Origin of the sequence: Streptomyces sp. NPDC004610 (genome assembly GCF_040609715.1) — a bacterium.
In the GTDB taxonomy this organism is placed as follows: domain Bacteria; phylum Actinomycetota; class Actinomycetes; order Streptomycetales; family Streptomycetaceae; genus Streptomyces.
This window is the reverse complement of the sequence record NZ_JBEXLA010000003.1, coordinates 170,324-194,194: the sequence shown is the minus strand read 5'-3', so window position 1 is coordinate 194,194 and position 23,871 is coordinate 170,324. Positions and strand designations below refer to the sequence as shown.

Annotated in this window: 24 protein-coding genes; 11 read left to right on the top strand and 13 right to left on the bottom strand. The window is 72.7% G+C overall.

Annotation, left to right across the window (positions count from 1 at the left end; genetic code table 11):
* Positions 1 to 175: 175 nt before the first annotated feature.
* Together ABZX40_RS04970 and ABZX40_RS04965 are read left to right on the top strand one after the other, a co-directional pair.
* The gene (locus tag ABZX40_RS04970; protein WP_355737296.1) at positions 176 to 1,276 is read left to right on the top strand and encodes a glycerophosphodiester phosphodiesterase family protein; all 1,101 of its coding nucleotides are present in this window, start codon (positions 176 to 178) and stop codon (positions 1,274 to 1,276) included.
* A gap of 74 nt (positions 1,277 to 1,350) precedes the next feature.
* Positions 1,351 to 1,791 (top strand): SRPBCC family protein, encoded by a 441-nt coding sequence (locus ABZX40_RS04965; RefSeq protein ID WP_355737293.1) that lies wholly within the window; start codon positions 1,351 to 1,353, stop codon positions 1,789 to 1,791.
* An 80-nt stretch (positions 1,792 to 1,871) separates the two neighbouring features.
* On the opposite strand, the gene ABZX40_RS04960 is transcribed toward ABZX40_RS04965, so the two are convergent.
* The 5 genes from ABZX40_RS04960 to ABZX40_RS04940 form a co-directional block, all read right to left on the bottom strand.
* Positions 1,872 to 2,444: a VOC family protein gene (locus tag ABZX40_RS04960; RefSeq protein WP_355737290.1), complete on the bottom strand. Its 573-nt coding sequence runs from the start codon at positions 2,442 to 2,444 to the stop codon at positions 1,872 to 1,874.
* Positions 2,445 to 2,653: 209 nt separating this feature from the next.
* A complete protein-coding gene (locus ABZX40_RS04955) occupies positions 2,654 to 3,223 on the bottom strand; it encodes a hypothetical protein (RefSeq protein WP_355737287.1) in 570 nt (189 codons plus the stop codon).
* Positions 3,224 to 3,238: 15 nt separating this feature from the next.
* Positions 3,239 to 3,466 (bottom strand): hypothetical protein, encoded by a 228-nt coding sequence (locus tag ABZX40_RS04950; RefSeq protein WP_355737285.1) that lies wholly within the window; start codon positions 3,464 to 3,466, stop codon positions 3,239 to 3,241.
* Between the two features lie 204 nt (positions 3,467 to 3,670).
* Positions 3,671 to 4,264 carry a hypothetical protein gene (locus ABZX40_RS04945; RefSeq protein WP_355737282.1) on the bottom strand — a complete coding sequence of 198 codons (594 nt, stop codon included), beginning with the start codon at positions 4,262 to 4,264 and terminating at the stop codon, positions 3,671 to 3,673.
* A gap of 244 nt (positions 4,265 to 4,508) precedes the next feature.
* A complete protein-coding gene (locus tag ABZX40_RS04940) occupies positions 4,509 to 5,156 on the bottom strand; it encodes a hypothetical protein (RefSeq protein WP_355737279.1) in 648 nt (215 codons plus the stop codon).
* A gap of 64 nt (positions 5,157 to 5,220) precedes the next feature.
* Here ABZX40_RS04940 and ABZX40_RS04935 point away from each other — a divergent pair, with 64 nt between their 5' ends.
* Positions 5,221 to 5,382: a hypothetical protein gene (locus ABZX40_RS04935; protein ID WP_355737276.1), complete on the top strand. Its 162-nt coding sequence runs from the start codon at positions 5,221 to 5,223 to the stop codon at positions 5,380 to 5,382.
* Between the two features lie 71 nt (positions 5,383 to 5,453).
* Here ABZX40_RS04935 and ABZX40_RS04930 read toward each other — a convergent pair whose 3' ends face one another.
* On the bottom strand, positions 5,454 to 6,140 hold the full coding sequence (locus ABZX40_RS04930) for a TetR/AcrR family transcriptional regulator (protein ID WP_355737274.1): 687 nt from the start codon (positions 6,138 to 6,140) through the stop codon (positions 5,454 to 5,456).
* Between the two features lie 255 nt (positions 6,141 to 6,395).
* On the opposite strand from ABZX40_RS04930, the gene ABZX40_RS04925 reads away from it, so the two are divergent.
* Positions 6,396 to 7,643: a DUF5624 domain-containing protein gene (locus tag ABZX40_RS04925; RefSeq protein WP_355737271.1), complete on the top strand. Its 1,248-nt coding sequence runs from the start codon at positions 6,396 to 6,398 to the stop codon at positions 7,641 to 7,643.
* 121 nt (positions 7,644 to 7,764) lie between these two features.
* Positions 7,765 to 8,526 (top strand): maleylpyruvate isomerase family mycothiol-dependent enzyme, encoded by a 762-nt coding sequence (locus ABZX40_RS04920; RefSeq protein ID WP_355737268.1) that lies wholly within the window; start codon positions 7,765 to 7,767, stop codon positions 8,524 to 8,526.
* Positions 8,527 to 8,657: 131 nt separating this feature from the next.
* On the opposite strand, the gene ABZX40_RS04915 is transcribed toward ABZX40_RS04920, so the two are convergent.
* Positions 8,658 to 9,041 carry a MarR family transcriptional regulator gene (locus tag ABZX40_RS04915; RefSeq protein WP_355737362.1) on the bottom strand — a complete coding sequence of 128 codons (384 nt, stop codon included), beginning with the start codon at positions 9,039 to 9,041 and terminating at the stop codon, positions 8,658 to 8,660.
* 235 nt (positions 9,042 to 9,276) lie between these two features.
* On the opposite strand from ABZX40_RS04915, the gene ABZX40_RS04910 reads away from it, so the two are divergent.
* Together ABZX40_RS04910 and ABZX40_RS04905 are read left to right on the top strand one after the other, a co-directional pair.
* Entirely contained in the window at positions 9,277 to 10,767 is a 1,491-nt protein-coding gene (locus tag ABZX40_RS04910; protein ID WP_355737265.1) for an MFS transporter, read from the top strand.
* 89 nt (positions 10,768 to 10,856) lie between these two features.
* The gene (locus tag ABZX40_RS04905) at positions 10,857 to 11,123 is read left to right on the top strand and encodes a DUF6332 family protein (RefSeq protein ID WP_355737262.1); all 267 of its coding nucleotides are present in this window, start codon (positions 10,857 to 10,859) and stop codon (positions 11,121 to 11,123) included.
* A 182-nt stretch (positions 11,124 to 11,305) separates the two neighbouring features.
* On the opposite strand, the gene ABZX40_RS04900 is transcribed toward ABZX40_RS04905, so the two are convergent.
* On the bottom strand, positions 11,306 to 11,971 hold the full coding sequence (locus ABZX40_RS04900; RefSeq protein ID WP_355737259.1) for a response regulator transcription factor: 666 nt from the start codon (positions 11,969 to 11,971) through the stop codon (positions 11,306 to 11,308).
* Positions 11,968 to 13,251: a sensor histidine kinase gene (locus ABZX40_RS04895; protein WP_355737256.1), complete on the bottom strand. Its 1,284-nt coding sequence runs from the start codon at positions 13,249 to 13,251 to the stop codon at positions 11,968 to 11,970. Before ABZX40_RS04895 ends, ABZX40_RS04900 begins: the two co-directional genes overlap by 4 nt.
* Before the next feature lie 408 nt (positions 13,252 to 13,659).
* Between ABZX40_RS04895 and ABZX40_RS04890 the strand changes: the two genes are divergently transcribed.
* Positions 13,660 to 14,109: a nitroreductase family deazaflavin-dependent oxidoreductase gene (locus ABZX40_RS04890; protein ID WP_355737253.1), complete on the top strand. Its 450-nt coding sequence runs from the start codon at positions 13,660 to 13,662 to the stop codon at positions 14,107 to 14,109.
* A gap of 85 nt (positions 14,110 to 14,194) precedes the next feature.
* Here ABZX40_RS04890 and ABZX40_RS04885 read toward each other — a convergent pair whose 3' ends face one another.
* Positions 14,195 to 15,541, bottom strand: a complete 1,347-nt coding sequence (locus ABZX40_RS04885) for a geranylgeranyl reductase family protein (protein WP_355737250.1) — start codon at positions 15,539 to 15,541, stop codon at positions 14,195 to 14,197.
* Between the two features lie 263 nt (positions 15,542 to 15,804).
* On the opposite strand from ABZX40_RS04885, the gene ABZX40_RS04880 reads away from it, so the two are divergent.
* Positions 15,805 to 17,160, top strand: coding sequence for a dipeptidase (locus tag ABZX40_RS04880; protein WP_355737248.1), 1,356 nt, complete (start codon positions 15,805 to 15,807; stop codon positions 17,158 to 17,160).
* A gap of 363 nt (positions 17,161 to 17,523) precedes the next feature.
* Here the strand turns inward: ABZX40_RS04880 and ABZX40_RS04875 are convergent, their stop codons facing one another.
* Together ABZX40_RS04875 and ABZX40_RS04870 are read right to left on the bottom strand one after the other, a co-directional pair.
* The gene (locus ABZX40_RS04875) at positions 17,524 to 18,594 is read right to left on the bottom strand and encodes an NUDIX domain-containing protein (RefSeq protein WP_355737245.1); all 1,071 of its coding nucleotides are present in this window, start codon (positions 18,592 to 18,594) and stop codon (positions 17,524 to 17,526) included.
* A gap of 170 nt (positions 18,595 to 18,764) precedes the next feature.
* The gene (locus ABZX40_RS04870) at positions 18,765 to 18,965 is read right to left on the bottom strand and encodes a hypothetical protein (protein WP_355737242.1); all 201 of its coding nucleotides are present in this window, start codon (positions 18,963 to 18,965) and stop codon (positions 18,765 to 18,767) included.
* 275 nt (positions 18,966 to 19,240) lie between these two features.
* Here ABZX40_RS04870 and ABZX40_RS04865 point away from each other — a divergent pair, with 275 nt between their 5' ends.
* Complete coding sequence (locus ABZX40_RS04865; protein WP_355737359.1) at positions 19,241 to 21,349, top strand: NPCBM/NEW2 domain-containing protein; 2,109 nt, start codon at positions 19,241 to 19,243, stop codon at positions 21,347 to 21,349.
* Positions 21,350 to 21,645: 296 nt separating this feature from the next.
* Here the strand turns inward: ABZX40_RS04865 and ABZX40_RS04860 are convergent, their stop codons facing one another.
* Positions 21,646 to 22,599 (bottom strand): ROK family protein, encoded by a 954-nt coding sequence (locus ABZX40_RS04860; RefSeq protein ID WP_355737239.1) that lies wholly within the window; start codon positions 22,597 to 22,599, stop codon positions 21,646 to 21,648.
* A gap of 218 nt (positions 22,600 to 22,817) precedes the next feature.
* Between ABZX40_RS04860 and ABZX40_RS04855 the strand changes: the two genes are divergently transcribed.
* Entirely contained in the window at positions 22,818 to 23,867 is a 1,050-nt protein-coding gene (locus tag ABZX40_RS04855; RefSeq protein ID WP_355737236.1) for a LacI family DNA-binding transcriptional regulator, read from the top strand.
* Positions 23,868 to 23,871: the final 4 nt, after the last annotated feature.

Here is a 23,871-nt window from a genome sequence, read left to right as displayed (position 1 = left end):
GGGCTTCGGGGGCCTTGGGGTCGGGCGAGCCGCAGGGCGGGCGGCAGCAGGGGGTGGAGGGACGTCGTTCCACGGCCATTCACGGCCGCATCACCTCGGGGCGGTTGCACCCGCCCACGACCGAAATACGGTCAGGGGGTCCCCCTGACTTCGCCGCTCCCCGATTGAGGTGCCGATGTCCGCACGACGAGTCCTGACCGGTCTGGCCCTGGCGCCGGTGTTCCTGATGTCCGCCCTGCCCACCACCGCGCAGGCGGCGGACAACCGGAACGGCGACCGCGGCCACCACGCCGGAGTGCCGCCCCGCAAGACCCCCTTCGACCTCCAGGCGCACCGCGGCGGCCTGGGCCTGACGACGGAGTCGACCCTCGCGGGTTTCGCCAAGGCGCTGCGGCTCGGGGTCTCCACCCTGGAACTCGACACCCAGGTCACCAAGGACCAGAAGGTCGTCGTCACGCACGACCGCCAGGTCAGCGCCACGAAGTGCCGGGACACCGGCCCGGTGACGGCGGGCGACCCGCAGTACCCGTACGTCGGCAAGTACATCAAGGATCTGACGCTGGCCCAGATCAGGACGATGGACTGCGGCTACCGGCAGTTGCCGGGCCACCCGGACCAGGAGGTCGTCGGCGGTGCCCGGATGGCCGAGCTGAAGGACGTACTGAACCTGGTCAAGAGCTACCGGGCGCACCAGGTCACGCTGAACATCGAGACGAAGGTCGAGGCGGGCGCCCCCGAACAGACCGCGCCGCGCGCGCTGTTCGTGCGCCGGGTGTACGAGGAGATCCGCAGGTCCGGCGTCCAGGACCAGGTCACGATCCAGTCCTTCGACTGGGGCGCGCTGAAGGCGATGCACGAGCTGGCCCCGAAGTGGCCGCTGGTCGCCCTCACCAATTACGACTTCCTCCAGGTCGGCAAGCCCGGCGCCTCCCCGTGGCTGGGCGGGACAGACGCCGACGACCACGACGGCGACTTCGTGAAGGCGGCCTCCACCATCAAGGGCGTCAAGGCCCTCTCCCCCAACTACGGCTTCCCGCAGAACGGCAGGATCGGCGACCCGGGCTTCCGGTTCTACCCGGACGAACGGATGATCGCCGACGCCCACGCCAAGGGCCTGAAGGTCATCCCGTGGACCTGCGACGACCCGGCGACCATCGAGGCGCTGATGGACCTGGGCGTCGACGGCATCATCACCGACTACCCGGACCGGGTCCGCGAGATCATGGCCGAGCGCGGGATGCGACTGCCGAAGTCCTACGGACCGCGCCGGGCGTGACCGACCGGTCCGTCCTCGCCGGATGACCGATTCGTTCAAGACCGGGCCGGTGAGCGGCGGCTAGCGTCCCCTTCATGGCACCGGCACAGACACCCTGGCAGTCCCCCGAGAACCCGCACAGTGTGCACCTCAGCACCCGGATCGACCGCTCCGCGGCGGACGTCTACGCCTTCGCCTCGGCCCCGTCCAACGTGCCTGCCTGGGCCGCGGGACTGGGCCGTGCGATGGAGCACGCCGACGGCCGCTGGATCGCCGACTCCCCCATGGGCCGCGTCGAGGTCGCCTTCGTCCCGGTGAACGACTACGGCGTCCTCGACCATGACGTCATCCTGCCGTCCGGCGAGGTGGTCCACAACCCGGTCCGGGTGATCCCGGACGGCCCCGGCGCGTCCGAGGTGATCTTCACACTGCGCCGCCGCGACGGCATGACGGAGGAGCAGTTCCGTCAGGACGCGGCGGCGGTACGGCGCGATCTGGCGACGCTGAAGGGGGTGATGGAGGGGGAGGTCGGGTGAGGGCGGGAGGACGGGGGGAGGGTGCGGATCTACCGACTCTGCGGGTCTACCGACGTCGCGGGTCTACCGACTCTGCGTGCCTACCGACGTTGTGGGTCTACCGGCGCTGCGGATCCTCCCTGATCCTGCCGCACCGGCGCGCTGCTGCGCCCTCGCCGACGGCCGCTCAGTTCGGCGTCCAGCGTCTCCTGGGCCACGCGCATGCCCTCGGCGTAGACGGGCTCCTGGAGCCGCTGCCACATCTCGTCCTCGGTGAGTTCCCGGACCGGCGCGCTGACCCACCAGATGCTGCCGAACGGGTCCTTGATCCGGCCCCCGCGCCACCCGAAGGCATCGTCCGCGACCTCGGTGACGACCCGCCCACCGGCGGCGAGGGCCCGCTCGACGACCGCGTCGGCGTCCGGGACGTACACATTGAGCAGACTGGGCAGCTCGGGCCAGTCGGCGCGGCGGTCGAAGGCGAGCACCACCGTGTCGCCGATCCGGATCTCGGCATGGCCGATCATGCCGTCCTCGGTGGCGACCCGCCCCAGTTCCACTCCCTCGAACACCCGGGTGACGAAGTCGAGGAAGGCGCCGGTGTCGTCGGTGACGACCCAGGGGGAGACGGTGGTGCGGTCGGGCGGGGTCGCGGGGGCGGTCTGCTCGGTCATGGCTCGTCCTTCGGGTGGGCCGGTGTCGGCGACGGGCACGGACGAGGAGGACGGTAGGGGGGATGTAGGTCGGATACCGACCTAGCAGAGGCCGCCGCCGTCGAGCCGGTGGCTCGGAGCGCCACGGGGCCCTGGACGCGGGCACCGCGCAGGTCGGCCGTTCGGCGGCCACCTGTCGGGCCTTGCGGGGTCAGTCGCTCCTTGCGGGGTCAGTCGCTCCTTGCGGGGTCAGGGTCGGGATGCCGGGACAGGAAGTGCTGGCGGCTGTCGGCCCCGGGCTCGGGCGGGGCGCCGTGCACATACGCCACGCCCGCGTCCCGCAGCGTCGTGTGCGCTTCGCGGCTCAGTTCCTTGGCGGCCTCCAGCCGGGCCTCGACGTCACCGGCGAACCGGCCGCCGTCGACCGGCCCGAGTTCGATCTCGCTCAGCTCGATCGCGGACCAGGAGACATCCCGGGCCGCGTGGGTGAGGCCGGGGTCGTTGGTGAGGAGGACCAGGGCGTCCCGGGCGTTGGTCAGCTCCGAGCGGGCGCGGTACAGGGCCGCTCGCTCGCTGCTCGTCCCGGGCTCGCCCTCGCGCAGGGCGGCGATGCGGAGCCAGAAGTGCTCCCGGTAGGCGATGGCGGCGGCGAGCAACTCCCGGACGGCGGCGACGACGTCCTGACGGTGCTGTCGGCGGTGCTCCTCGACACGGTCCCGACGGGCCGTGAAGTGCTGTATGCCACCGCCCAGCGCGGCACCGGCGAGTGCGCCCAGTACGGCGACGATGGTGGGCCACATGCGGTCTCCGTCCCGTCAGCGCGCGGTGCGGGCGGGGAGCGCCCGTCCGTCGGCACAGGCCCTGCCGGGCGCGGCGGCCATGACCATGGTGGCGCTGCCGGTGCCGTCCGAAGCGGGCGCGGCCTCCATCACCATCGAGGCGCTGTCGTCGTCTCCGGCGTACTCGGCCGGGTCATGGAGGCCGCCGGGGGCCTCCGTGACCGCTCGGTTGTACGGGGCGTGCGGCATCATCAGCCTGGACATCGGATTCCCCCTGCGTCGGTGTCTGCTGGGAGCGAGCGTACGGCGTGGCTCTGACAGCCGGTCAGCGGCGCCCTCGCGCCGGGAGGGTGGCCTCGAACGACCTCCGCCCGGCTACGCGGGTCTCCGCGTCGCCCGCGGGTGGCGCACGACGGGTGGTGCACCGCGGGTGGTGCACGGCAGGCCAGGGCGTCGCCCGGTGGCCGCTCAGAGCGCGGCGGGCGCCCGGGTGCGTGCCGGTGTCCCGTCGAAGGGGACTTCGCAGCTCAGTCGCCAGGGCTTGTGGCCGGACGCCTCGCAGGTCGCCCACAGCCGCAGGGGGCTGCCCGCGTACTCGGCCCGCCAGCGCCGTTCGCCGTCGGCGCCCTCGTACCATTCGGGCCTCATGCTGGGGTCGATCGCCAACCGGATCCGGTCGTCGGCGTCGAAGGTGACCGGACCGGCATCCCGGCCGTGCCGGAACTGGAACGGACCCCAGATCACCCTGTCCCGGGCCTCGCGCGTATGACCCACCGCCAGGACCGGATCCTGGGAGCGGTCGAGGTCGTCGCGGACTCTCAGTCGCACCTGGAGGGGGCCCAGTTCGGCGGGGCCGAGGAACCGGGTGTGGAGGATCTGGTTGTCCGGGTCGACCCGGAACTCCAGCCGGGGGGTCAACTCCCGGCGCCAGCGGTCCCGTTCGATCTGCGCGACGGAGTCCGCGGTCCGGTTGGCGTGCCGCGCGGAGCGCCAGGACGCGACGGCCGCGGCGCCGCTGAGGGCCGCCGCGACGGCCGCTATGGAGGTGTCTGCGATGCCCATACCGGACTGTAGCGGGGCGGGCGGGCCCGGCGGGGCCCGGCGGGCTCGATGGCGGGCGGGCGGGGCGCCGGGGTGCCGATGACGGCGCGGCGGAGGAGGTGTTGTTCGGCGGGGAGAGCCGCGCGGGTGAAGCCCCTGGACCGGGGGGGTGAGCCTGTCGGGCCCGCAGGGGAGGGCAGGGCAGCGCGCGCCGGTGGATCGTCCGGGTCCTCCGGCCGGGTGTGCCGGGGGCGGGTCCGTCCGCTCACGCCTTGGGCCTCCCCTTCCGGGACAGCGCGCGGCGGGTCCCCGGGCCGCCCCGGGTGATGTGCCAGACCCTCGGGTCGTCCGGACACCGGTAGACCTTGCCCTCGATGGCGGGCAGACCCCGCCGGTACAGGTTCTTGATCTGGAGGTTCGTACGGACGACCTTGGCCCAACTGTCGGTCGGATAACCGCCCTTCGGACAGTGGCAGCGCTTCTCGACCCGCCGCTGCTGAGCGCCCGGCGGCAGCATCCGGTGCGCGAGGAAGTACTCCACGTGGCCGGGCGAGGCGAGCCGCCACCTGGGTACGCCCTTGGCTCCGGGCTCCAGCACATAGGCGTGGAGCGCCTTCCTGTCGACGCGCGCGGTCACCATGACGGCGGCACGCGAGGGATGGAACGCTTCCACACGGGCCTGCGCGGCGTCGCCGGTGAAGCGGAGTCTCCACCCCGCGCGATCCACGAGGGACTGATATGGGACCAGCCGCTCGCGCGGGGTGAGCACGGGCCCCTCAGAGGGCTGCGGACACGGCACCGCACGGGCTGCGGCGACGACCTCCGCCTTCGCCGCCTCCTCCTCCGCGTTGAGGCGCGCGTCCCGGGCTATCGCGCGCCAGGGACCAGGAGGCTGCGGCTTGGGCACGTTCATCGGCGTGTTCCTCACTCCCGGCAGTGCGCGTACTGTCCGGCCAGGCCCGCCCACGATCGGCTCCATGGCCGACGGGTTCTCGCTGACCACCACCCTCACCAACGCCCTCAGTGACGCCTTCACCAGCGCCCTCCCCGACGCCCTCGCCAACACCCTCGCCAACGCCCTCACCAGCGGCGCGGTCCTCCCGTGCCGGAGCGGCTCGCGAACGGACGGGGCAGGATGACGCGGCGCAGGTGTCTCGCAGGGTGCCCCCTGACCCCGCTCAACCCACCCCGTACACCCCCTACACCCCGCTCAGCCCGCCCCGTCCACCAGCACCCCGCGAGCGATCAGCCGGGTGAGCGCCTCGACCGCGGCGTCCTCGTCGGCGCCGATGTCACCCCGCCCACCGGGACGCGCCTCCGCAACCGAACCCGCACCACCCGGCGCCACCCCACCCGCGTCCCCACCACCCCGCACCACCGGCACCGCGATCTGGCAGAAGCGCTCCACCATCGCGACGATCGCCAGCGCGGTAAGTTCCGTCTCCCGGTCGGGCGCCGGGAGGCGGCGCGCCTCGGCGACATGGGCCGTCCAGATCTCCACCTGCCGGTCGCGCACCCGCTCCCAGTACCCGGCGAACTCCGCGCTGACCAGCGACGCCTCGAAGATGCCGGTCATCTCGGCGTGATGGTCGCGGCACAGTTCCCAGTAGACCCGGACATGGCGGCGGATGTCGTCGACGCCGTCGAGGGTGTGGGCGTGCCCGGAGGTCTCGGCGATCCGTTCGCGCAGGGTCGTGGTGAAGTCGTCGGCGACCGAGCGGAGCAGATCCTCCTTGTCGGTGAAGTAGCGGTAGAAGACGCCCGCGGACTTGCCCGCCTCGGTGGTGATGTCGGCGACCTTGGCCGCGAGATAGCCCTGCCGGGCGATCACCCGCAGGGCCGCGGCCTTCAGTTCGGCGGCGGACCGCTGGCCCTTGGTCGTCACGGCGTCGGACACGGGCCCGCTCCCTCCCTCACGGCGGAAAAGTGAAGAGCGCTTCACTTTCCTGGGCGCTTTATTTTCTTGACGCGGGCCATCGACGTCAAACCCCCATGCCCACCACCGGACCGACAGCGCCCCTCCCCGGCCCTTGACACCCGCCCCCGGTGCTTGACACCCCCTCCCCCATAAGTGAAGCTGAATTCATCTTCACTTACTGACCTTGGCGGCATCGTCGCAGCACCGACCACCGACACCGACCGGGAGGCACCCATGCCCTCGCAGCCCCAGCAGTCCCTCCGCTCGGCGGGCGGCACCGCGCACACGGCCGCGTACACGGCCCCCGGCCGGTCCAGCCCGGAACTGGTGGACCTGTTCACCACCTACACCGCCGCCCCCGACAGCATCGGCGCCCGGCTGACCGCCGTAGCGGCACGGGAGCGGGCGGACGATCCGCTGATCGTGGCCACCGCGCGGGACTTCGCCCTCTACCCGGGCGGCGGCCGGCCGCCCATGGTCGAGGGCTTCCGCCTCACCACCCGCGGCTTCAAGGAGATCGCCGGGATCTCCCATCTGGGCCCCGCCCTGGCCACCCTCGTCGAGCTCGCCGAGAAGTACGGCGACAGCGCCTGGCGCCCGGCCGCCGAACGGCTGCTCGCCCAGGTCGAGGCCGCCCGCGCCGCCAACGGCGTCGAACTGTGGCGGGACGTCATCGCCGTGGAGGCGTTCGAGGGCCGGGAAGCGGCCATCGCCGCGATGACGGACTACTCCTGCGCCGTGACCGCCCGCTATCTGCGCACCGCGCTCGCCGACCCGGCCTACCTCAGCGGCCACACCCTGCGCGGCGACTATCTGGAGGGCGGCGGCACCGCACCCCTGCCGGTGCCGGTCAACCGGATGATGATCGCCACGTTCTTCCTGGCCGGACTGGACATCGCCCACCGTGTCCTGCGCTGGTTCGGCGAGCAGCGGATCGACTGGTCCCGCGCCATGGTCCTGGTCGCCGGCCAGCAGGGCCGCCCCACCGCCGGAGTCACCTGGAACACCTCCAGCGTGGCCGCGATGCTGCTCGGCGCCTCCCGCTACGAACTCCCCCTGGAACGCCTCTACATGGCACCCCACGCCCCCACCTTCGCCACCCCCACCGACGGCGACCTCACGGAGGTGGCGGCGCTGGAGGAACCACTGCGCCGCGTCTGGAGCAACACCCGGGCCACGGTGGAGCTGGGCGAGCTGATGTTCACCGGCCACCCCCGCTTCTCCCCCGGCGGCGCCGCGAGCGCCCCCGACCTGACCGCCGCCACCGGTCTCACCGAGGTGGGCGAGATGCCCGCCATCCACGGCCCGGACGACTGGCGGTCCCTGGTGACCCGGCTGCGCGTGGTCCTGGAGGACCCGCGCCAGTTGCTGTCCGGCTGCGTCACCGACTACGCCGTCGGGCAGCTCGTGGCCGCGGGCAACCACACCGCCAAGGTCGTCGTCCCCGGCCTGGACGGCGTGCACTACCCCACCGGTCTCTAGCCGAACCGCCCCCGCCCCGACCCACCTCTACGGACTCCCACCCCGAGCCACCTCTACGGACTCCCGCCCCGGCCCCCGTACGGACTCCCGCCCCACCACCCCGTCCGGCAGACTCCCCCCCATGGACACCACCCGCTTCCTCACCACCCTCGACGACGAAGGCGAGAGCCTGGCCGTGGCGGCCGAACGGGCCGGGACCGACGCCCCGGTTCCGACCTGCCCGGACTGGCGAGTGCGGGATCTGCTGCTGCACGCCGGCACGGTCCACCGCTGGGCGGCCCGGTTCGTCGCCGAGGGCATCCGCGAGCCGCGCCGACCCTCCGCCCCTCCCGAGCTGGACGGTACGGACCTGGTGGCCTGGTTCCGGGACGGCCACCGCACACTGGTCGGGACGCTGACCCGGGCCGCGCCGGACACCGACTGCTGGGCGTTTCTGCCCGCGCCCTCGCCGCTGGCGTTCTGGCGACGGCGTCAGGCGCACGAGACGACCGTGCACCGGTTCGACGCCGAGTCGGCGCTGGGCGCCACGCCCTCCCCCATCGACACGGACTTCGCGGTCGACGGCATCGACGAGCTGCTGCGCGGTTTCCACGCCCGCAAGCGCAGCCGGGTACGTACGCCCGAACCCCGGGTGCTGCGCATCCGCGCCACGGACGCCGACGCCGTCTGGACCGTACGGCTGTCGCAGGAACCGCCGGTGGCGACGCGGGGCGAGGGGGCCGGGGGGAGCGCGGAGAGCGCCGGGAGCGGCAGAGCGGCGGAGTGCGAGTTGTCGGGGCCCGCGGCCCGGCTGTATCTGGCGCTGTGGAACCGGGTGCCGGTACCGGCGATCTCCGGTGACACCGCACTGGCGCGGCTGTGGCGGGAGACATCCGGGATCTGACCGAGCGGGAGGCCAAGGGGCAAGGGGAACACGGCGGCCACAGAAAGGCCCCGGGAGGAAGAGGAAGGGGAGCGAGGGGAACACGGGGAGCACGGAGAAGGAACGGACAGCCAGGTCCCCGGCCGGAACCCTCACCCCCCGTTCAGCATCCGCGCCAGCACCCCCCGCTGCACCGGCAGCACCGCCGCGTGCAGATCGCGGCCCTTGTCCGTGAGGACGACCCGGACGCCCCGCCGGTCCTCGGGGCACATCGCGCGCTCCACCAGGCCGTCCCGTTCCAGACGGGCGATCAGCCGGGACAGGGCGCTCTGGCTGAGGTGGACGCGATCCGAGATCTCCTGGACGCGGAAGGAGCACTCGACGTCCGGGGTGGCCGCGTCGGCGAGGACATCGAGCACCTCGAAGTCGCTGGCGCCCAGGCCGTGGGTGTGCAGGACGCGGTCCAGTTCGCACTGGGTGCGCGCGTGCAGGGCGAGCAGGTCGCGCCACCGCCCGACGAGGATCCGCTCGTCCACGGCCGTCCCGGGACCGCTACCGGCACCGGGACCGCCACCGCCACCGCCACCGGCACCGGCACCGGCACCGGCACCGATATCGGCACCCGCACCCCCACCCGGATGGTTCCCCGTCTCGCCCCGCACCCCGTCGCTCGTCACCGGCATGGGCGGCACCGTAGCAGAGAAACGGGTTTTGTTGCACCTGAATTAAATGAGCTTGCAATCAATGCATGCGCATGTAGTGTCTCTGCCCATGACCTCTCCGCTCGCCAGTTCCGCGTCCCAGGGACGCTGGACTCCCCGCCTGTGGGGCACCCTGCTGGTGCTCTGCGCCGCGATGTTCCTCGACGCGCTGGATGTGTCGATGGTCGGCGTCGCCCTGCCGTCCATCGGCGCCGACCTCGGCCTGTCCACCTCGACCCTGCAATGGATCGTCAGCGGTTACATCCTCGGCTACGGCGGTCTCCTGCTGCTCGGCGGACGCGCCGCCGACCTGCTCGGCCGCCGTCAGGTCTTCCTGATCGCGCTCGGCGTCTTCGCCGTCGCCTCGCTGCTCGGCGGGCTGGTCGACTCCGGTCCGCTGCTGATCGCCAGCCGCTTCATCAAGGGCCTGAGCGCCGCGTTCACCGCGCCCGCCGGACTGTCGATCATCACGACCACCTTCCCCGAGGGCCCGCTGCGCAACCGGGCCCTGTCCATCTACACCACCTGCGCCGCCACCGGCTTCTCCATGGGCCTGGTGCTGTCCGGACTGCTCACCGAGGCCAGTTGGCGGCTGACCATGCTGCTCCCCGCCCCCATCGCCCTGATCGCGCTGATCGCGGGCCTGAAACTGCTCCCGCGCAGCCCCCGTGAACGCGACCACCAGGGCTACGACATCCCCGGCGCCGTCCTCGGCACCGCGTCGATGCTGCTGCTGGTCTTCACCGTCGTCCAGGCCCCCGAGGCCGGCTGGGCGTCGGCCCGCACCCTGCTGTCCTTCGCCGCCGTCGCCGTCCTGCTGACCGCGTTCATCACCGTCGAACGCCGCTCGCCCAGCCCCCTGATCCGGCTGGGGGTGCTGCGCTCCGGCCACCAACTGCGCGCCCAGTTCGGGGCGATGACGCTGTTCGGCTCCTACATCGGGTTCCAGTTCCTCGTCACGCTCTATATGCAGGACCTGCTCGGCTGGTCGGCCCTGCACACCGCGCTGGCGTTCCTGCCGTCCGGCGCCGTCGTGGCGCTCTCGGCGACCAAGGTGGGGTCGATCGTCGACCGGTTCGGCACCGCGCGGCTGCTCGTGGTCGGCTTCGCGCTGATGGCCACCGGCTACGCCCTGTTCCTCGGTATCGACCTCGATCCCGTCTACGCCGCCGCGATCCTGCCCAGCATGCTGCTGATCGGTTCCGCCTTCGCCCTGGCCTTCCCCTCCCTGAACATCCAGGCCACCAACGGTGTCGACGACCACGAACAGGGCATGGTCTCCGGCCTGCTCAACACCTCCGTCCAGGTCGGCGGCGCGATCTTCCTCGCCGTGGTGACCGCGGTGGTGACCGCCGGTGCCCCCGACAACCCCGAGAACGCCACCCCGCAGGCCATCCTCGACAGCTACCGCCCGGGGCTGTACGTCGTCACCGGCATCGCGCTCGCCGGACTCCTGCTGTCCCTGCCCGGCCTGAGGACCCGCCGCCGCGGCGAGTCCCTCGTGGTCGCCAAGTCCACCACCCAGGAGGCGGAAGCGGAGCGCATCGCGGTCCGCGACTGAGGACGGGGGACCGCCTCCAGGTGTGCCCGGCGGGATCGCTTCTCCCGCCGGGCACACACCTGTGCTCCCCCCTGTGCGAAACTGCCGCAATGAGCGGGCACGGGGACGGACACCACTCACTGAGCGACCGGGACGCGATCACCGTAGAGATCGGATACGCGCTGGTCAGCGCGGTGTTCGTGGCGGCGCTGCTGTTCGGCGCGGTGGCCGGTCCGACGCTGCTGTTCGACCTCCCCGGCCCACTGGAACGACTGCTGCGGCTCACGGGGACGGTCCTGGCGCCGGTGGTGTTCCTGGTGCGGGTGGCGAGTGTGCTGTACGGCTTCCGGCGGAGCAGGGGCGGCCCGGCGTCCTGACCCGGACACCCGGAGCCCGATACCCAGAACCCGATACCCGGAACCCGATATCCGGGGCGCCCGGAACCCGGAACCCAGTACCCGGCGCCCAGTACCCGCGCCCGGCGCCCGGCATTCAGCAGTACCCCGTCCGATGCCCGGCCCGGCGTTCGGTCCTCCGCTCTCCGCTCTCAGCCCTCCGCTCACCCCAGCCAGCCCGGCCGGACCAGCCCCGACTCGTACGCCAGCACCACCAGTTGCGCCCGGTCCCGGACGCCGAGCTTGACCATCGTGCGGCTGACGTGCGTCTTCGCGGTGAGCGGGCTGACGACCAGCCGGCGGGCGATCTCGTCGTTGGACAGTCCGATGCCGACCAGCGCCATCACCTCCCGCTCCCGCTCGGTCAGCTCCCCGAGGCCACCGGCCGCCGCCGGTTCCTTGGAGCGGGCGGCGAACTCGGCGATCAGCCGCCGGGTCACCCCGGGCGACAGCAGCGCGTCACCGGCCACCACCGCCCGGACCGCGCGCACCAGTTCCTCCGGTTCGGTGTCCTTCACCAGGAAGCCCGAGGCGCCGGAACGGATCGCCTCGAAGACGTACTCGTCGAGTTCGAAGGTGGTCAGCATGACCACCCGCACCTCCCCCAGTTCCTCGTCCCCGGTGATCCGGCGGGTCGCGGCGAGCCCGTCGAGGACCGGCATACGGATGTCCATCAGGACCACGTCCGGGCGCAGTTCGCGCACCGCGCGCACCGCCTCCTCGCCGTTGGACGCCTCCGCCGCCACCTCGATGTCCGGCTGCGCGTCCAGCAGGGCGCGGAACCCGGCCCGTACCAGCGACTGGTCGTCGGCGAGCAGTACCCGGATCACCGGTCCGCCTCCCTCTCGTTCGGTCCGTCCGGCCCGGGGGCCGTCAGGGGCAGTTCGGCCAGGACCCGGAAGCCGCCGTCGGGGCGTGGGCCCGCCTCGATGGTGCCACCGAGCGCGGCGGCCCGCTCCCGCATCCCGGCGAGCCCGTTGCCGCTGCCTCCGGCGTCGGCGCCGGTCGCGGGCCCGTCGTCGTCGATCCGCAGCCGCAGCGTGGACCCGCCGTGCGCGAGCCGCACCCGCGCGTACCGGGAACCCGAGTGCCGTACGACGTTGGTGAGCGCCTCCTGCACGATCCGGAACGCCGCGAGATCGGTACCGGGCGGCAGCCGGGGCGGGTCTCCCTCGACCTGGACGGTGAGCCCGGCGGAGGCCGCCTGCTCCACCAGCTCGGGGAGCCGGTCGAGGCCGGGCGCGGGGGCGCGGGGCGCGTCACCGGGGGTGCGCAGGGTGTCGAGGACCTGGCGGACCTCGCCGAGCGCCTCCTTGCTGGCCGACTTGATGGTGGTCAGCGCGGCACGGGCCTGCTCGGGGTCGGAGTCCAGCAGGGCGAGTCCCACCCCGGCCTGGACATTGATCACGGAGATGCTGTGGGCGAGGACGTCGTGCAGTTCCTGGGCGATGCGCAGCCGCTCCCGGTCGGCGCGGCGCCGGGCGGCCTGGGCGCGCTCGGCCCGTTCCTTGTCCCACTGCTCGCGCCGCACCCGGGTCAGTTCGGCCACCGCGACGATCGCCGCCACCCAGGCCGCGATGACCAGTTCCTGACCCCAGGGCGCCGATGCGTCCCCGGACGGCGGCAGCCAGCGGTACAGCCAGTGCGCGACCAGGACATGCCCGCCCCACAGCAGCAGTACGGCCGCCCAGGCCGCCCGGCGCCGGCCGACGGCCAGCGCGCTGAAGAACCCCAGCGCGACGACGAGGAACACCGGTCCGTACGGGTACCCGGCGCCCAGATAGACCATCGCGGCCAGCGCCGTACCGAAGGCGACCAGGACCGGGTGGCGCCTGCGCAGGAGCAGCAGGGCGCAGCCGGTGAGCAGCAGGGCACGGGCGAAGGGGTCCAGCGGGGCGCGCTCGCCCTCCTGCGCCTGCGCGGCGAAGGTCGAGCCGACCATCACGACGACGGTCACCAGGAGGGTGGAGCGCCACGGCCAGCGGCGGGTGTCGGCCGCCTCGTCCCAGCGGTCCCACCAGGACGGCCCGTGCCGCCACCAGGTCGGGGGGCCCGCCCGGCGCGCGCGCTGTCCGTCCCTGCCCGGCACGTCCCTGCCCACCACGTCCATGTCCGCCACGCTAGACGCGGTCGGCCACCCGTGCCGTCAGCCGGACGGGGTGATCGCTCGTACTCCCCGGGAAGTACGGGGCGGGGGTGGCTCGGCGGTGAGGCGGGGCCGGGTGGCGGAGCCGGGGACTGGCATGGCGGGGGCGGGGACTGGCGTGGCGGGTCCGGAGACTGGCGTGGCGGAGGCGGCGTGGCGGGTCCGGGGACTGGAGTGGCGGGTCCGGCATGGCGGGGCGGCATGGCGGGGCCGGGGACTGGCATGCCGGAGGCCGCGTGATGAGGCGAGGCCAGCGTGATGAGGCGAGGTCGGCGTGATGAGGCCGCACGAGCACTGTTCGGGCAGACTGCTGTTGAGTTCGTTTGATCGCTTTTGAGTGTGTTGTGCGCATGAACAGCCCGAGGAGTCATCATGTCCCCGCATGTGCAGCAGCCCGGCTGGTTCACCGTCCATGTCCTCAACCGGGCCGTCGCCTGGCTGACCGCGCGCGGGGTGAGTGTCTGGGGTTCGCGGGTGCTGGCGGTGCGGGGCCGCACGAGCGGCGAGTGGCGCACCACGCCGGTGAATCTGCTGACCCTCGACGGGCGTTTCTACCTGGTCGCCCCGCGCGGTCATGTGCAGTGGACGCGGAACATGCGGGCGGCGGGCGGCGGCGAGCTGCGGCTCGGCCGGAACACGGACCGGTTCACCGCGACCGAGGTCCCCGACGACGACAAGCCGCCGGTGCTGCGGGCGTATCTCAGGCGCTGGAAGTCGGAGGTAGGGGCGTTCTTCCATGGCGTCGGCCCCGAGTCATCGGACTTCGAGCTGCGCCGGATCGCTCCTGATCATCCGGTCTTCCGGATCACTTTTGTGCGGTGACGTACGTGATCCCTGGGATCCCGTCAGGGCTGATCCAGCAGCGTCCGGCGCCGGACCAGCCCTGCGCGCAGGCAGAACCCGGACATCAGCCGCCCGGCTGCTCCTCCGCCGCTCCCGGATCGGCGTCCGGCTTCGTGCCCGGCTTCGGATCCGTCTCCTTCGCCTCCGCCTTCTCCCTCTCCGGCTCCGACTTCGGCTCAGGCTCCGACTTCGGCTCCGGCGGCATCCGGCGGTCCAGCATGGCCAGCGCGCGCTGGGCGATCGGGCGGCTGCGGACCAGTTCCCCCAGCGAGGTCGCGCCCCGGGTGATGTCCATGAACGCCTTCCAGGCCGGGCGGACGCCCGTCAGCGCCGCGTGGAACAGCCCCGGACGCCGCTCGAAGATCCGCAGCATCCGCTTGCCGACGGCCATCTCCACGCCCAGCCCGGCCTTGATCGCGAAGGCGTAGTTGAGGGCCTGGCGGCGGGTGTCCACCGCGTCGTGCGCCTCCGCGATCCGGACAGCCCACTCGCCCGCGAGGCGCCCGGAGCGCAGGGCGAAGGAGATGCCCTCGCGCGTCCACGGCTCCAGCAGACCGGCCGCGTCGCCGCAGACCAGCACCCGCCCGCGCGAGAGCGGCGAGTCGTCGGCGCGGCAGCGGGTCAAGTGCCCGGAGGAGATGCTCGGTTCGAACCCGGCGAGGCCGAGCCGCCCGACGAAGTCCTCCAAGTAGCGCTTGGTGGCGGCGCCTTCGCCGCGCGCGGAGATCACCCCGACCGTGAGCGTGTCGCCCTTGGGGAAGACCCAGCCGTAACTGCCGGGCATCGGGCCCCAGTCGATGAGAACCCGGCCCTTCCAGTCCTCCGCCACGGTCTCGGGGACCGGGATCTCCGCTTCCAGCCCCAGGTCCACCTGGTCCAGCTTGACGCCGACGTGGGCTCCTATGCGGCTCGCGCTGCCGTCCGCGCCGACCACCGCGCGCGCGAGCAGGGTCTCGCCGCCCTGGAGGACGACGGCGACCGTCCGCCGGTCCGGGACGGCGGAGCCGTGCTGCTCGACCCGCGACACCGTGGCCCCGGTCCGCAGCTCTGCACCCGCCTTCTGGGCGTGCTCGACCAGTTGCTGATCGAAATCCGGTCGATTGATCAGACCGAACAGCATCTGCTTGGACCGGCGCGTCCGCGTGTAGCGCCCGTTGTGGGAGAAGGTGACCGCGTGCACCCGGTCGCGCAGCGGCAGTTCGAAGCCGGGTGGCAGCGCGTCGCGCGAGGGGCCGATGATGCCTCCTCCGCACGTCTTGTACCGGGGCAGATCGGCTTTCTCCAGCACCAGCACGCGGCGCCCGGCGACCGCCGCCGCATACGCGGCCGAGGCGCCCGCCGGCCCCGCGCCCACCACGACGACGTCCCACACCTGCCGCACGTCGTCCGCCGAAGAGTTCTCGCTGCTCACGATGGTCTACTGCTCCCGATCCGCCGCCTGCCGACTGTCTCCCGCATCCTAGGCCGTGCCGCCGCAGGCCACTGTGGGAGGATCTGCTGCGTATGCGCCCCGTACAAAGGCGCGCCTACACTCGCGCGGTCACCGGTCGCCCAGGAGCGCCGCCTGTCCGCGCGCGCGAGCGTGCAGAACCAGCAGCCAGTGCTTCCGGGCGTCCGCCGACCGCGCAGACCCGTTCACCGAAGTACAACGTCGCACCTACGAGGAGCGTGCCCATGTCGTCGAATCCGGTCGCCGAGACCGTCGCCTCGCTGATGCCCAGGGCGAAGGCGGAGCTCACCGAGCTGGTGGCCTTCAAGTCGGTGGCGGACTTCGACCAGTTCCCGAGGAGCGAGAGCGAGGGCGCCGCCCGCTGGGTCGCCGACGCGCTGACCGCCGAGGGCTTCGAGAACGTCGCCCTGCTCGACACGCCGGACGGCACCCAGTCGGTCTACGGCCATCTGCCCGGCCCCGAGGGCGCCCGCACCGTGCTGCTGTACGCGCACTACGACGTACAGCCGCCGCTGGACGAGGCCGCCTGGACCACCCCGCCGTTCGAGCTGACCGAGCGCGACGGACGCTGGTACGGGCGCGGTGCCGCCGACTGCAAGGGCGGTGTGATCATGCACCTGCTGGCGCTGCGGGCGCTCAAGGCGAACGGCGGCGTCCCGGTGCACATCAAGGTGATCGCCGAGGGCTCGGAGGAGATGGGCACGGGCGGCCTGGAGCGGTACGCCGAGGCGCACCCCGGACTGCTCACCGCCGACACGATCGTCATCGGCGACGCCGGGAACTTCCGGGTCGGCCTGCCGACGGTCACCACCACCCTGCGCGGTATGACCATGGTCCGGGTCTCGGTGGACACCCTCGAAGGCAATCTGCACTCCGGCCAGTTCGGCGGCGCCGCCCCGGACGCGCTGGCCGCGCTGATCCGCGTCCTCGACTCGCTGCGCGCCGAGGACGGCTCGACCACGGTCGACGGCCTGCCCACCGGCCCCGGCTGGGAGGGCCTCCAGTACGACGAGTCCCAGTTCCGTACGGACGCCAAGGTGCTGGACGGCGTGGAGCTGATCGGCTCGGGCACGGTCGCCGACCGGATCTGGGCGCGCCCGGCGGTGACCGTCCTCGGCATCGACTGCCCGCCGGTCGTCGGCGCCACCCCGTCGGTGCAGGCGGGCGCCCGCGCGCTGGTGAGCCTGCGGGTGCCGCCGGGTGTGGACGCGGCCGAGGCGACGAAGCTGCTCCAGGCCCACCTGGAGGCGCACACGCCGTGGGGCGCCCGGGTGACCACCGCGCAGGTCGGGCAGGGCCAGCCGTTCCGCGCCGACCCGACCAGCCCGGCGTACCAGGCCATGGCGGAGGCGATGGCCGTCGCCTACCCGGGCCAGGAGATGCAGTACGCGGGTCAGGGCGGCTCGATCCCGCTGTGCAACACCCTGGCCGCGCTCTATCCGCAGGCCGAGATCCTGCTCATCGGCCTGAGCGAGCCGGAGGCCCAGATCCACGCGGTCGACGAGAGCGTGTCCCCCGAGGAACTGGAGCGGCTCTCGGTCGCCGAGGCCCTGTTCCTGCGCAACTACGCGGCGAGCTGAGGCGGGTCGGGGGCCGGGTCAGGTGGCCGGGTCGGGGCCCGGGACGCCAGGACGGTAATCCGGGCCCGTCGGGACGGGGCACCCGGGTGCCCCGTTCGCGGGGCGGCCGTCCGAGTACTCGGCACCTCGCCCGCAGGGGGGCGGCACCGAATCCCCCGGCACCTTGCTCGCCGCTCGCCGCCGGGTTGCACGTGGGTTCGTACGACCGGTCACAGGGACCCTGGTAAGTCACCGGGGTCCCTCCTCACCGCGATCCCTTCACCGGGGTCCCTTGAGCAGTTTCCGCGGCGCGCGGGCTCCGCTCCTATGCGGCGCCCGGGGTCGGCGTTCCGGGCCCCGGTGCTGCACCCTGACCCGGCCCCCTCAGCCCCCGTCCCCCTCCTGCCCGTCCCCTCCCACCGGCACCCCCGCCTCCAGGTACAGCGCCGCGCCCCGCTCGCGGGCGCGCAGGGCCCACCTGAGGCGTTGGTAGCGCACGGGCGGCAGCAGCCGCGCGGCCTCGGTCTCGGTGACGAAGCGGCAGTCACGGAGTTCGGGGCCGGGCAGCAGCAGCCGCGCGGCCCGGCCGGAGTCGAGCCGACCGCCGTCGAAGAGCAGGCGCAGTCCGCCGTAACCGGGCGGCGCCGGGGGTTCCCAGTCGACCACGAGCAGCCGCGGTACCTCGTCGAGCCGGACGCCGGTCTCCTCGGTGACCTCGCGCATCCCGGCGCGGGCGGGGGCCTCGCCGGGTTCCACGACACCGCCGGGGAACTCCCAGCCGGGCTTGTAGGTCGGGTCGACCAGCAGGACCCGGTCCCGCTCGTCGAAGAGGAGCACCCCGGAGGCGACCGTCTCGGCGGTGGGTTCCGGGGTCTGCACGATGTCGCACGGCGGCACGTCCCCCGCGCCGACCGCGTCGGCGATCCGGGCGGCGGTCTGCCGGGGAGTGAGCGAACCGTTGTCGATCGGATGCGCGTCCCCGCCGAGCCATGAGCCGAAAGCGGTCTTGAACGGTTCTATCTGATCGAACGACCATTGCCGGATGCGTATCTCGCCGTCCGGGAGGTCGGGCGGGACCTCGCGGTGGGCGATCCGGTCGCGCAGGATCGTTTCGGCCGGGCTGAGCACCAGATGGCGGACGGCGATCCGGCGGGCGGCGAGTCCACCGAAGATCTCGTCGCGGTAGTCCTGGCGCAGCAGCGTCATGGGCACCACGAGCGTTCCGCCGAGTTCGGCGAGCATCGCGGCGGCGCTGTCGATCACCAGACGGCGCCAAATCGGCAGGTCCTGGAAGTCGCCGGCCTCGGCGAGGTGTTTGGCCGGCAGCAGCTGTGCGAGTGCGGCGCCGATGACCTCGGGGTCGAAGAGCGTGCAGTTCGGGATCAGCTCGATCAGTTCCCGTGCGGTGGTGGTCTTTCCCGCACCGAACGCACCGTTGATCCAGACGACGGTCACGTTTCCCCCTCTTCTGTTGGCCCCAGTGGCTTGCCCGCTCCACCCTGCCACGGAAACCAGCCCCAGTTGAGGGCGGGTGACAGCGAGGGGGAACGGCGGGGGAAACACCATGGCGCCGGACCCCGCCGTACGGGGTCCGGCGCCATGGCGCGGGGGCTACGGGCCGCCGGTCACTCCTGGTGGCCGCCACCACCCAGGGCGTTCTCGTCCACGGCCAGGCTGTCGCTGGCGATGGTGCGGTCGACGGCGCTCAGGGTGCCGTTCACATCGATGTCGGTCAGCGCGTCGCCGAGTCCGTGGGACGGGGTCACGGCGGCGACGACGAATCCGGTGGCGAGGGAGGCGATGGCCAGCATGCTGCGCTTCTTCATGCCCCCCTCAACTCCCGGAGCCGTACCCGGGTCACGGCCATGGGCCGGACGGGTGCAGAGCGCGACGCACGGCACGGCGCACGGCAGGGCACACGGCGCGGCGCACGGCGCGGCTCCAGCGGCCCGGTCACCTCCCCCACACCTGAGCCACTCAACAAAATCGAACACCCCCTGCCGCGCATCTTCCAACACACTTCGACACGTCCTACCGTGAACGCACGGATGACATGGGCATGCAATCATCGCATCTTTCGTATGCCGGGAGGAACGTCATGATGCGTCACCTTCACCACCGCACAGCCCGCCGCAGTGCCGCCGCACTGCTCACGGCCGGAGCGCTGTGCACGGCGGGACTCGCCGCACCGCCCGCCCTGGCGGCCACCGGTACCGCCGCCGCACCGGCCCCGGTCACCGAATCGGGCACCCAGGAGGCCGACAACCGGACCGGACAGCCGACCGGACAACCGACCGCCCCCGCCCTGGACGACGGTCTGGCCCCGACCCCTCCGATGGGTTTCAACAACTGGAACTCCACCCACTGCCGCGCCGAGTTCGACGAGGCGATGGTCAAGGGGATCGCCGACATCTTCGTCGAGAAGGGCCTCAAGGACGCCGGGTACGAGTACGTCAATCTGGACGACTGCTGGGCGCTGCCCGCGCGGGACGCCGACGGCCGACTCGTCCCCGACCCGGTGCGCTTCCCGAACGGCATCGAGGCCGTCGCGGACTATGTGCACGCGCGCGGGCTCAAGCTCGGCATCTACACCAGCGCGGGCACCAAGACCTGCAACTCCGCCGGTTTCCCCGGCGCGCTCGGCCATGAGTACAGCGACGCCCGGCAGTTCGCGGACTGGGGCGTGGATTACCTCAAGTACGACAACTGCAACAACCAGGGCGTGGACGCGATCCAGCGCTACACCACGATGCGGGACGCGCTCCGGGCCGCCACGGAGGAGACCGGGCGCCCCATCGTCTACAGCATCTGCGAGTGGGGCGAGAACAGGCCCTGGGAGTGGGCCGAGGGCGTCGGCCAGCTGTGGCGCACCACCGGGGACATCAGCGACGAATGGGGCTCGATGCTCTCCATCATGAAGCGCAATCTGCCGCTCGCCGAGTACGCCGGGCCCGGCCACTGGAACGACCCGGACATGCTGGAGGTAGGCAACGGCGGTATGACCGACACCGAGTACCGCACCCACTTCTCGATGTGGTCGATCATGGCCGCGCCGCTGCTCATCGGCAGCGATCTGCGGGAGGCGTCCGACGCCACCTTCGAGATCCTCGGCAACCGCGAGGTCATCGCCGTCGACCAGGACCCGCTCGGCAAGCAGGGCAGGGTCGTCTCGTCCGAGGGCGGGCGCTGGGTGGTCGCCAAGGAGATGCGGGACGGCAGCCGCGCGGTGGCCCTGTTCAACGAGTCCAACAGCCCGCAGCGCGTCGCCACGACCGCGCGTGCCGTCGGTCTGCCCGCCGCCTCCGGGTACACCAGCCGGGATCTGTGGGAGCACCGCACCTACAACACGGCGGGCACCCTCGCCGCGACCGTCCCCGCCCACGGCACCGTGCTGCTGCGGGTCCGGGCCGATTCCCGCTGGGCCCAGTACCCGCCCGCCGTCGAGTACGGCCCGGTCAGCCGCTCCCTGGTCGAGGCCGGCCGCCCCGCCCCGCTCGACACCCACCTCACGACGCTCGGCCGCACCCCGGCCCAGCACGTCTCCGTCACCCTGAACGGCCCCCGGGGCTGGACCGTCCGCGCCACCTCCCCGACCACCGCCCGCTCCCTCCCCACCGGCCGCACCCTCAGGACCGGCTGGCAGATCACCCCACCCGCGAACGCCGAGCCCGGTGCGTACGACCTCACCCTGCGCGCCGACTACCGCGCCCCGAACGGACAACGGGTGCGGACCGAAAGGCCGGTGACCACGACCGTGGCCGTCGCCCCGCCCCCGGGCGCCCCATATCTGAGCGATCTGCCCTGGCTGATGTCCGCCAACGGCTGGGGACCGGTCGAACGCGACACCAGCAACGGCGAGCACGAGGCGGGCGACGGCACCCCGATCACCATCGAGGGCACGGTGTACGAGAAGGGCCTCGGCGTGCACGCCGAGAGCGCGATCGAGTACTACACCGGCGGCCACTGCACCGCCGTCACCACCGAGGTCGGCGTCGACGACGAGGAAGGCGCCTGGGGCACGGTCGCGTTCCAGATCTGGGCGGACGACCGCCTCGCCGCCGCCACCGGGGTCCTCACCACCTCGGCCCCCGCGCAGCCGCTCCGCGCGGACGTGACCGGCGCGAGCACCGTCCGCCTGGTCGTCACCGACGGCGGCGACGGCATCACTTCGGACCACGGAGACTGGGCGGACGCCCGCCTGAGCTGCTGAACGGGAACCCGTCGCACCGGTCACCAGGGGGCCGGTAAGCCACGGCAGCGGCACCTGGTCCATGGGTGAGCGATCGATCTCGCTGAGATCGATCGCTCACCCATGGACCGAACAAGCACTCACCGACCCAAACACACACCCACAGACCGAACAAGCACCCATGGACCGAACAAGCACCTCCTGAGCGAACCAAGCACCCACCGACCGAACAAGCACCCGTCAGCCGGAATCGCCCACCCGCTCCAACTCCCCCACCCCTTAGCCCCTCACCACAAGCCCCTCACCCCCACCACCGCCTACACCCCCGCCACCGTAGGGTCCGACCGCCGTGCCAGGACCGCCGCTGCCGCCCCCACGAGCCCCGCGTCCGTCCCCATCTGCGCCGGAACCACGGTCAGCCGCTGGACGAAGGACAGCGTGGCGTACGTGGCGAGCGCCCTGCGCAGCGGATCGAACAGGACCGGCCCCGCCTTGCCGACCCCGCCGCCGACCACGGCGATGTCGATCTCGACCAGGGTCGCGGTGGCCGCGATCCCGGCGGCGAGGGCCTGCGCGGCCCGCTCGAAGGACGCGACGGCCACCGGATCGCCCGCACGGGCGGCGGCGGCCACCGCGGCGGCGGACATGTCGCCGTCCGGGCCGGGCCGCCAGCCGCCCTCCCGTGCCCGCCGGGCGATGTTCGGACCGCTCGCGATGCGCTCGACGCATCCGCGCGAACCGCACGGGCAGGGATCGCCGTCGAGTTCGACGCTGATGTGGCCGATGTGCCCGGCGTTGCCGGTGGGTCCCGGATGCAGCCGCCCGCCCAGCACCAGACCGCCGCCGACACCGGTGGAGACGACCATGCACAGGGCGTTGTCATGGCCCCGCGCGGCGCCCTGCCAGTGTTCGGCGGCGGTGATCGCCACGCCGTCGCCGATCAGTTCGACCGGCAGTCCGCCGACCGCTTCCCGGACGCGGTGGACCAGGGGATAGTCACGCCAGCCGGGAACGTTCACCGGGCTCACGGTCCCCGCGGTGGCGTCCACCGGGCCCGCGCTGCCGATGCCGAGGGCGTCCGCGCGGACCCAGTGGGGCGAGGCGGTGAGGTCCCGGAGCACCTCCTCCACGGCTCCCATCACCGTGTCGCCGTTCTCCTGCGCGGGTGTCGCGCGCTGGGCCCGCGTCACGATCGTGCCGTGGCCGTCCACCAGCGCCCCGGCGATCTTGGTACCGCCGATGTCGAGAGCTGCCACGAGGTCGGTGTGCATCAGAGTGGGATCTCCCCGTCAACCAAGGTCGGTCTCCCCGCGGGGCTGCGGGGAATGGGCAGGCCGGTCCAGCGGTGGGGCGCGCGGGCCGAAGATTGCGGTGGACAGTCTCTCGCGCCTCTGACAACGTTGTCCAGGCCCTATGCTCGACGCCACATCCTCATTTGCCCCGATGCTCCGACGCATCACCGCGGACCACAGGAACAGGACACCACATCGTGCCCGACACGCACCGCCGAGCAGACGGCCTCCCGACGACCCGTTACGGCAATCGGCCGACCATGAAGGACGTGGCCGCACGAGCCGGGGTCGGTCTGAAGACGGTCTCGCGGGTCGTCAACGGGGAGCCGGGGGTCACACCGGAGACCGAGCGGCGGGTGCAGGAGGCGATCGACGCGCTGGGGTTCCGGCGCAACGACAGCGCGCGGGTGCTGCGCAAGGGCCGTACCGCGAGCATCGGGCTGGTCCTGGAGGATCTCGCCGACCCGTTCTACGGTCCGCTGAGCCGGGCGGTGGAGGAGGTGGCCCGCGCGCACGGGGCGCTGCTCATCAACGGTTCCAGCGCGGAGGACCCCGAGCGCGAGCAGGAACTCGCGCTGGCCCTGTGCGCCCGCCGGGTGGACGGCCTCGTGGTGATCCCGGCCGGGGACGACCACCGCTATCTGGAGCCGGAGATCCGCGCGGGGGTGGCCACGGTGTTCGTGGACCGTCCGGCCGGGCGGATCGACGCCGACGCGGTGCTCTCGGACAGCTTCGGCGGGGCCCGGGACGGGGTGGCGCATCTCATCGCGGGCGGTCACCGCCGGATCGGCTTCATCGGCGACCGGCCCCGGATCCACACCGCCGCCGAGCGGCTGCGCGGCTACCGCGCCGCCATGGAGGACGCCGGTACGGAGGTCGCCGACGCCTGGATATCCCTCGGGGTGACGGACCCGCAGCGGGTGCGGCGGGCGGCCGAGGAGATGCTCACCGGCCCCGATCCGGTCACCGCGATCTTCGCGGGCAACAACCGGGTGACGGTCACCGTGATCCGGGTCCTGGCCGAGCAGCGGCGCCGGGTGGCCCTGGTCGGCTTCGACGACATCGAGCTGGGCGATCTGCTCCAGCCGGGGGTCACGGTGATCGCCCAGGACGCGGCGGCCCTCGGCCGGACGGCCGCCGAGCGGCTGTTCCGGCAACTCGACGGCACACTGATCACACCGGAACGGATCGAACTGCCGACCCGGCTGATCAAGCGCGGCTCGGGCGAGTTGCCACCGCAGGACTGAGGAA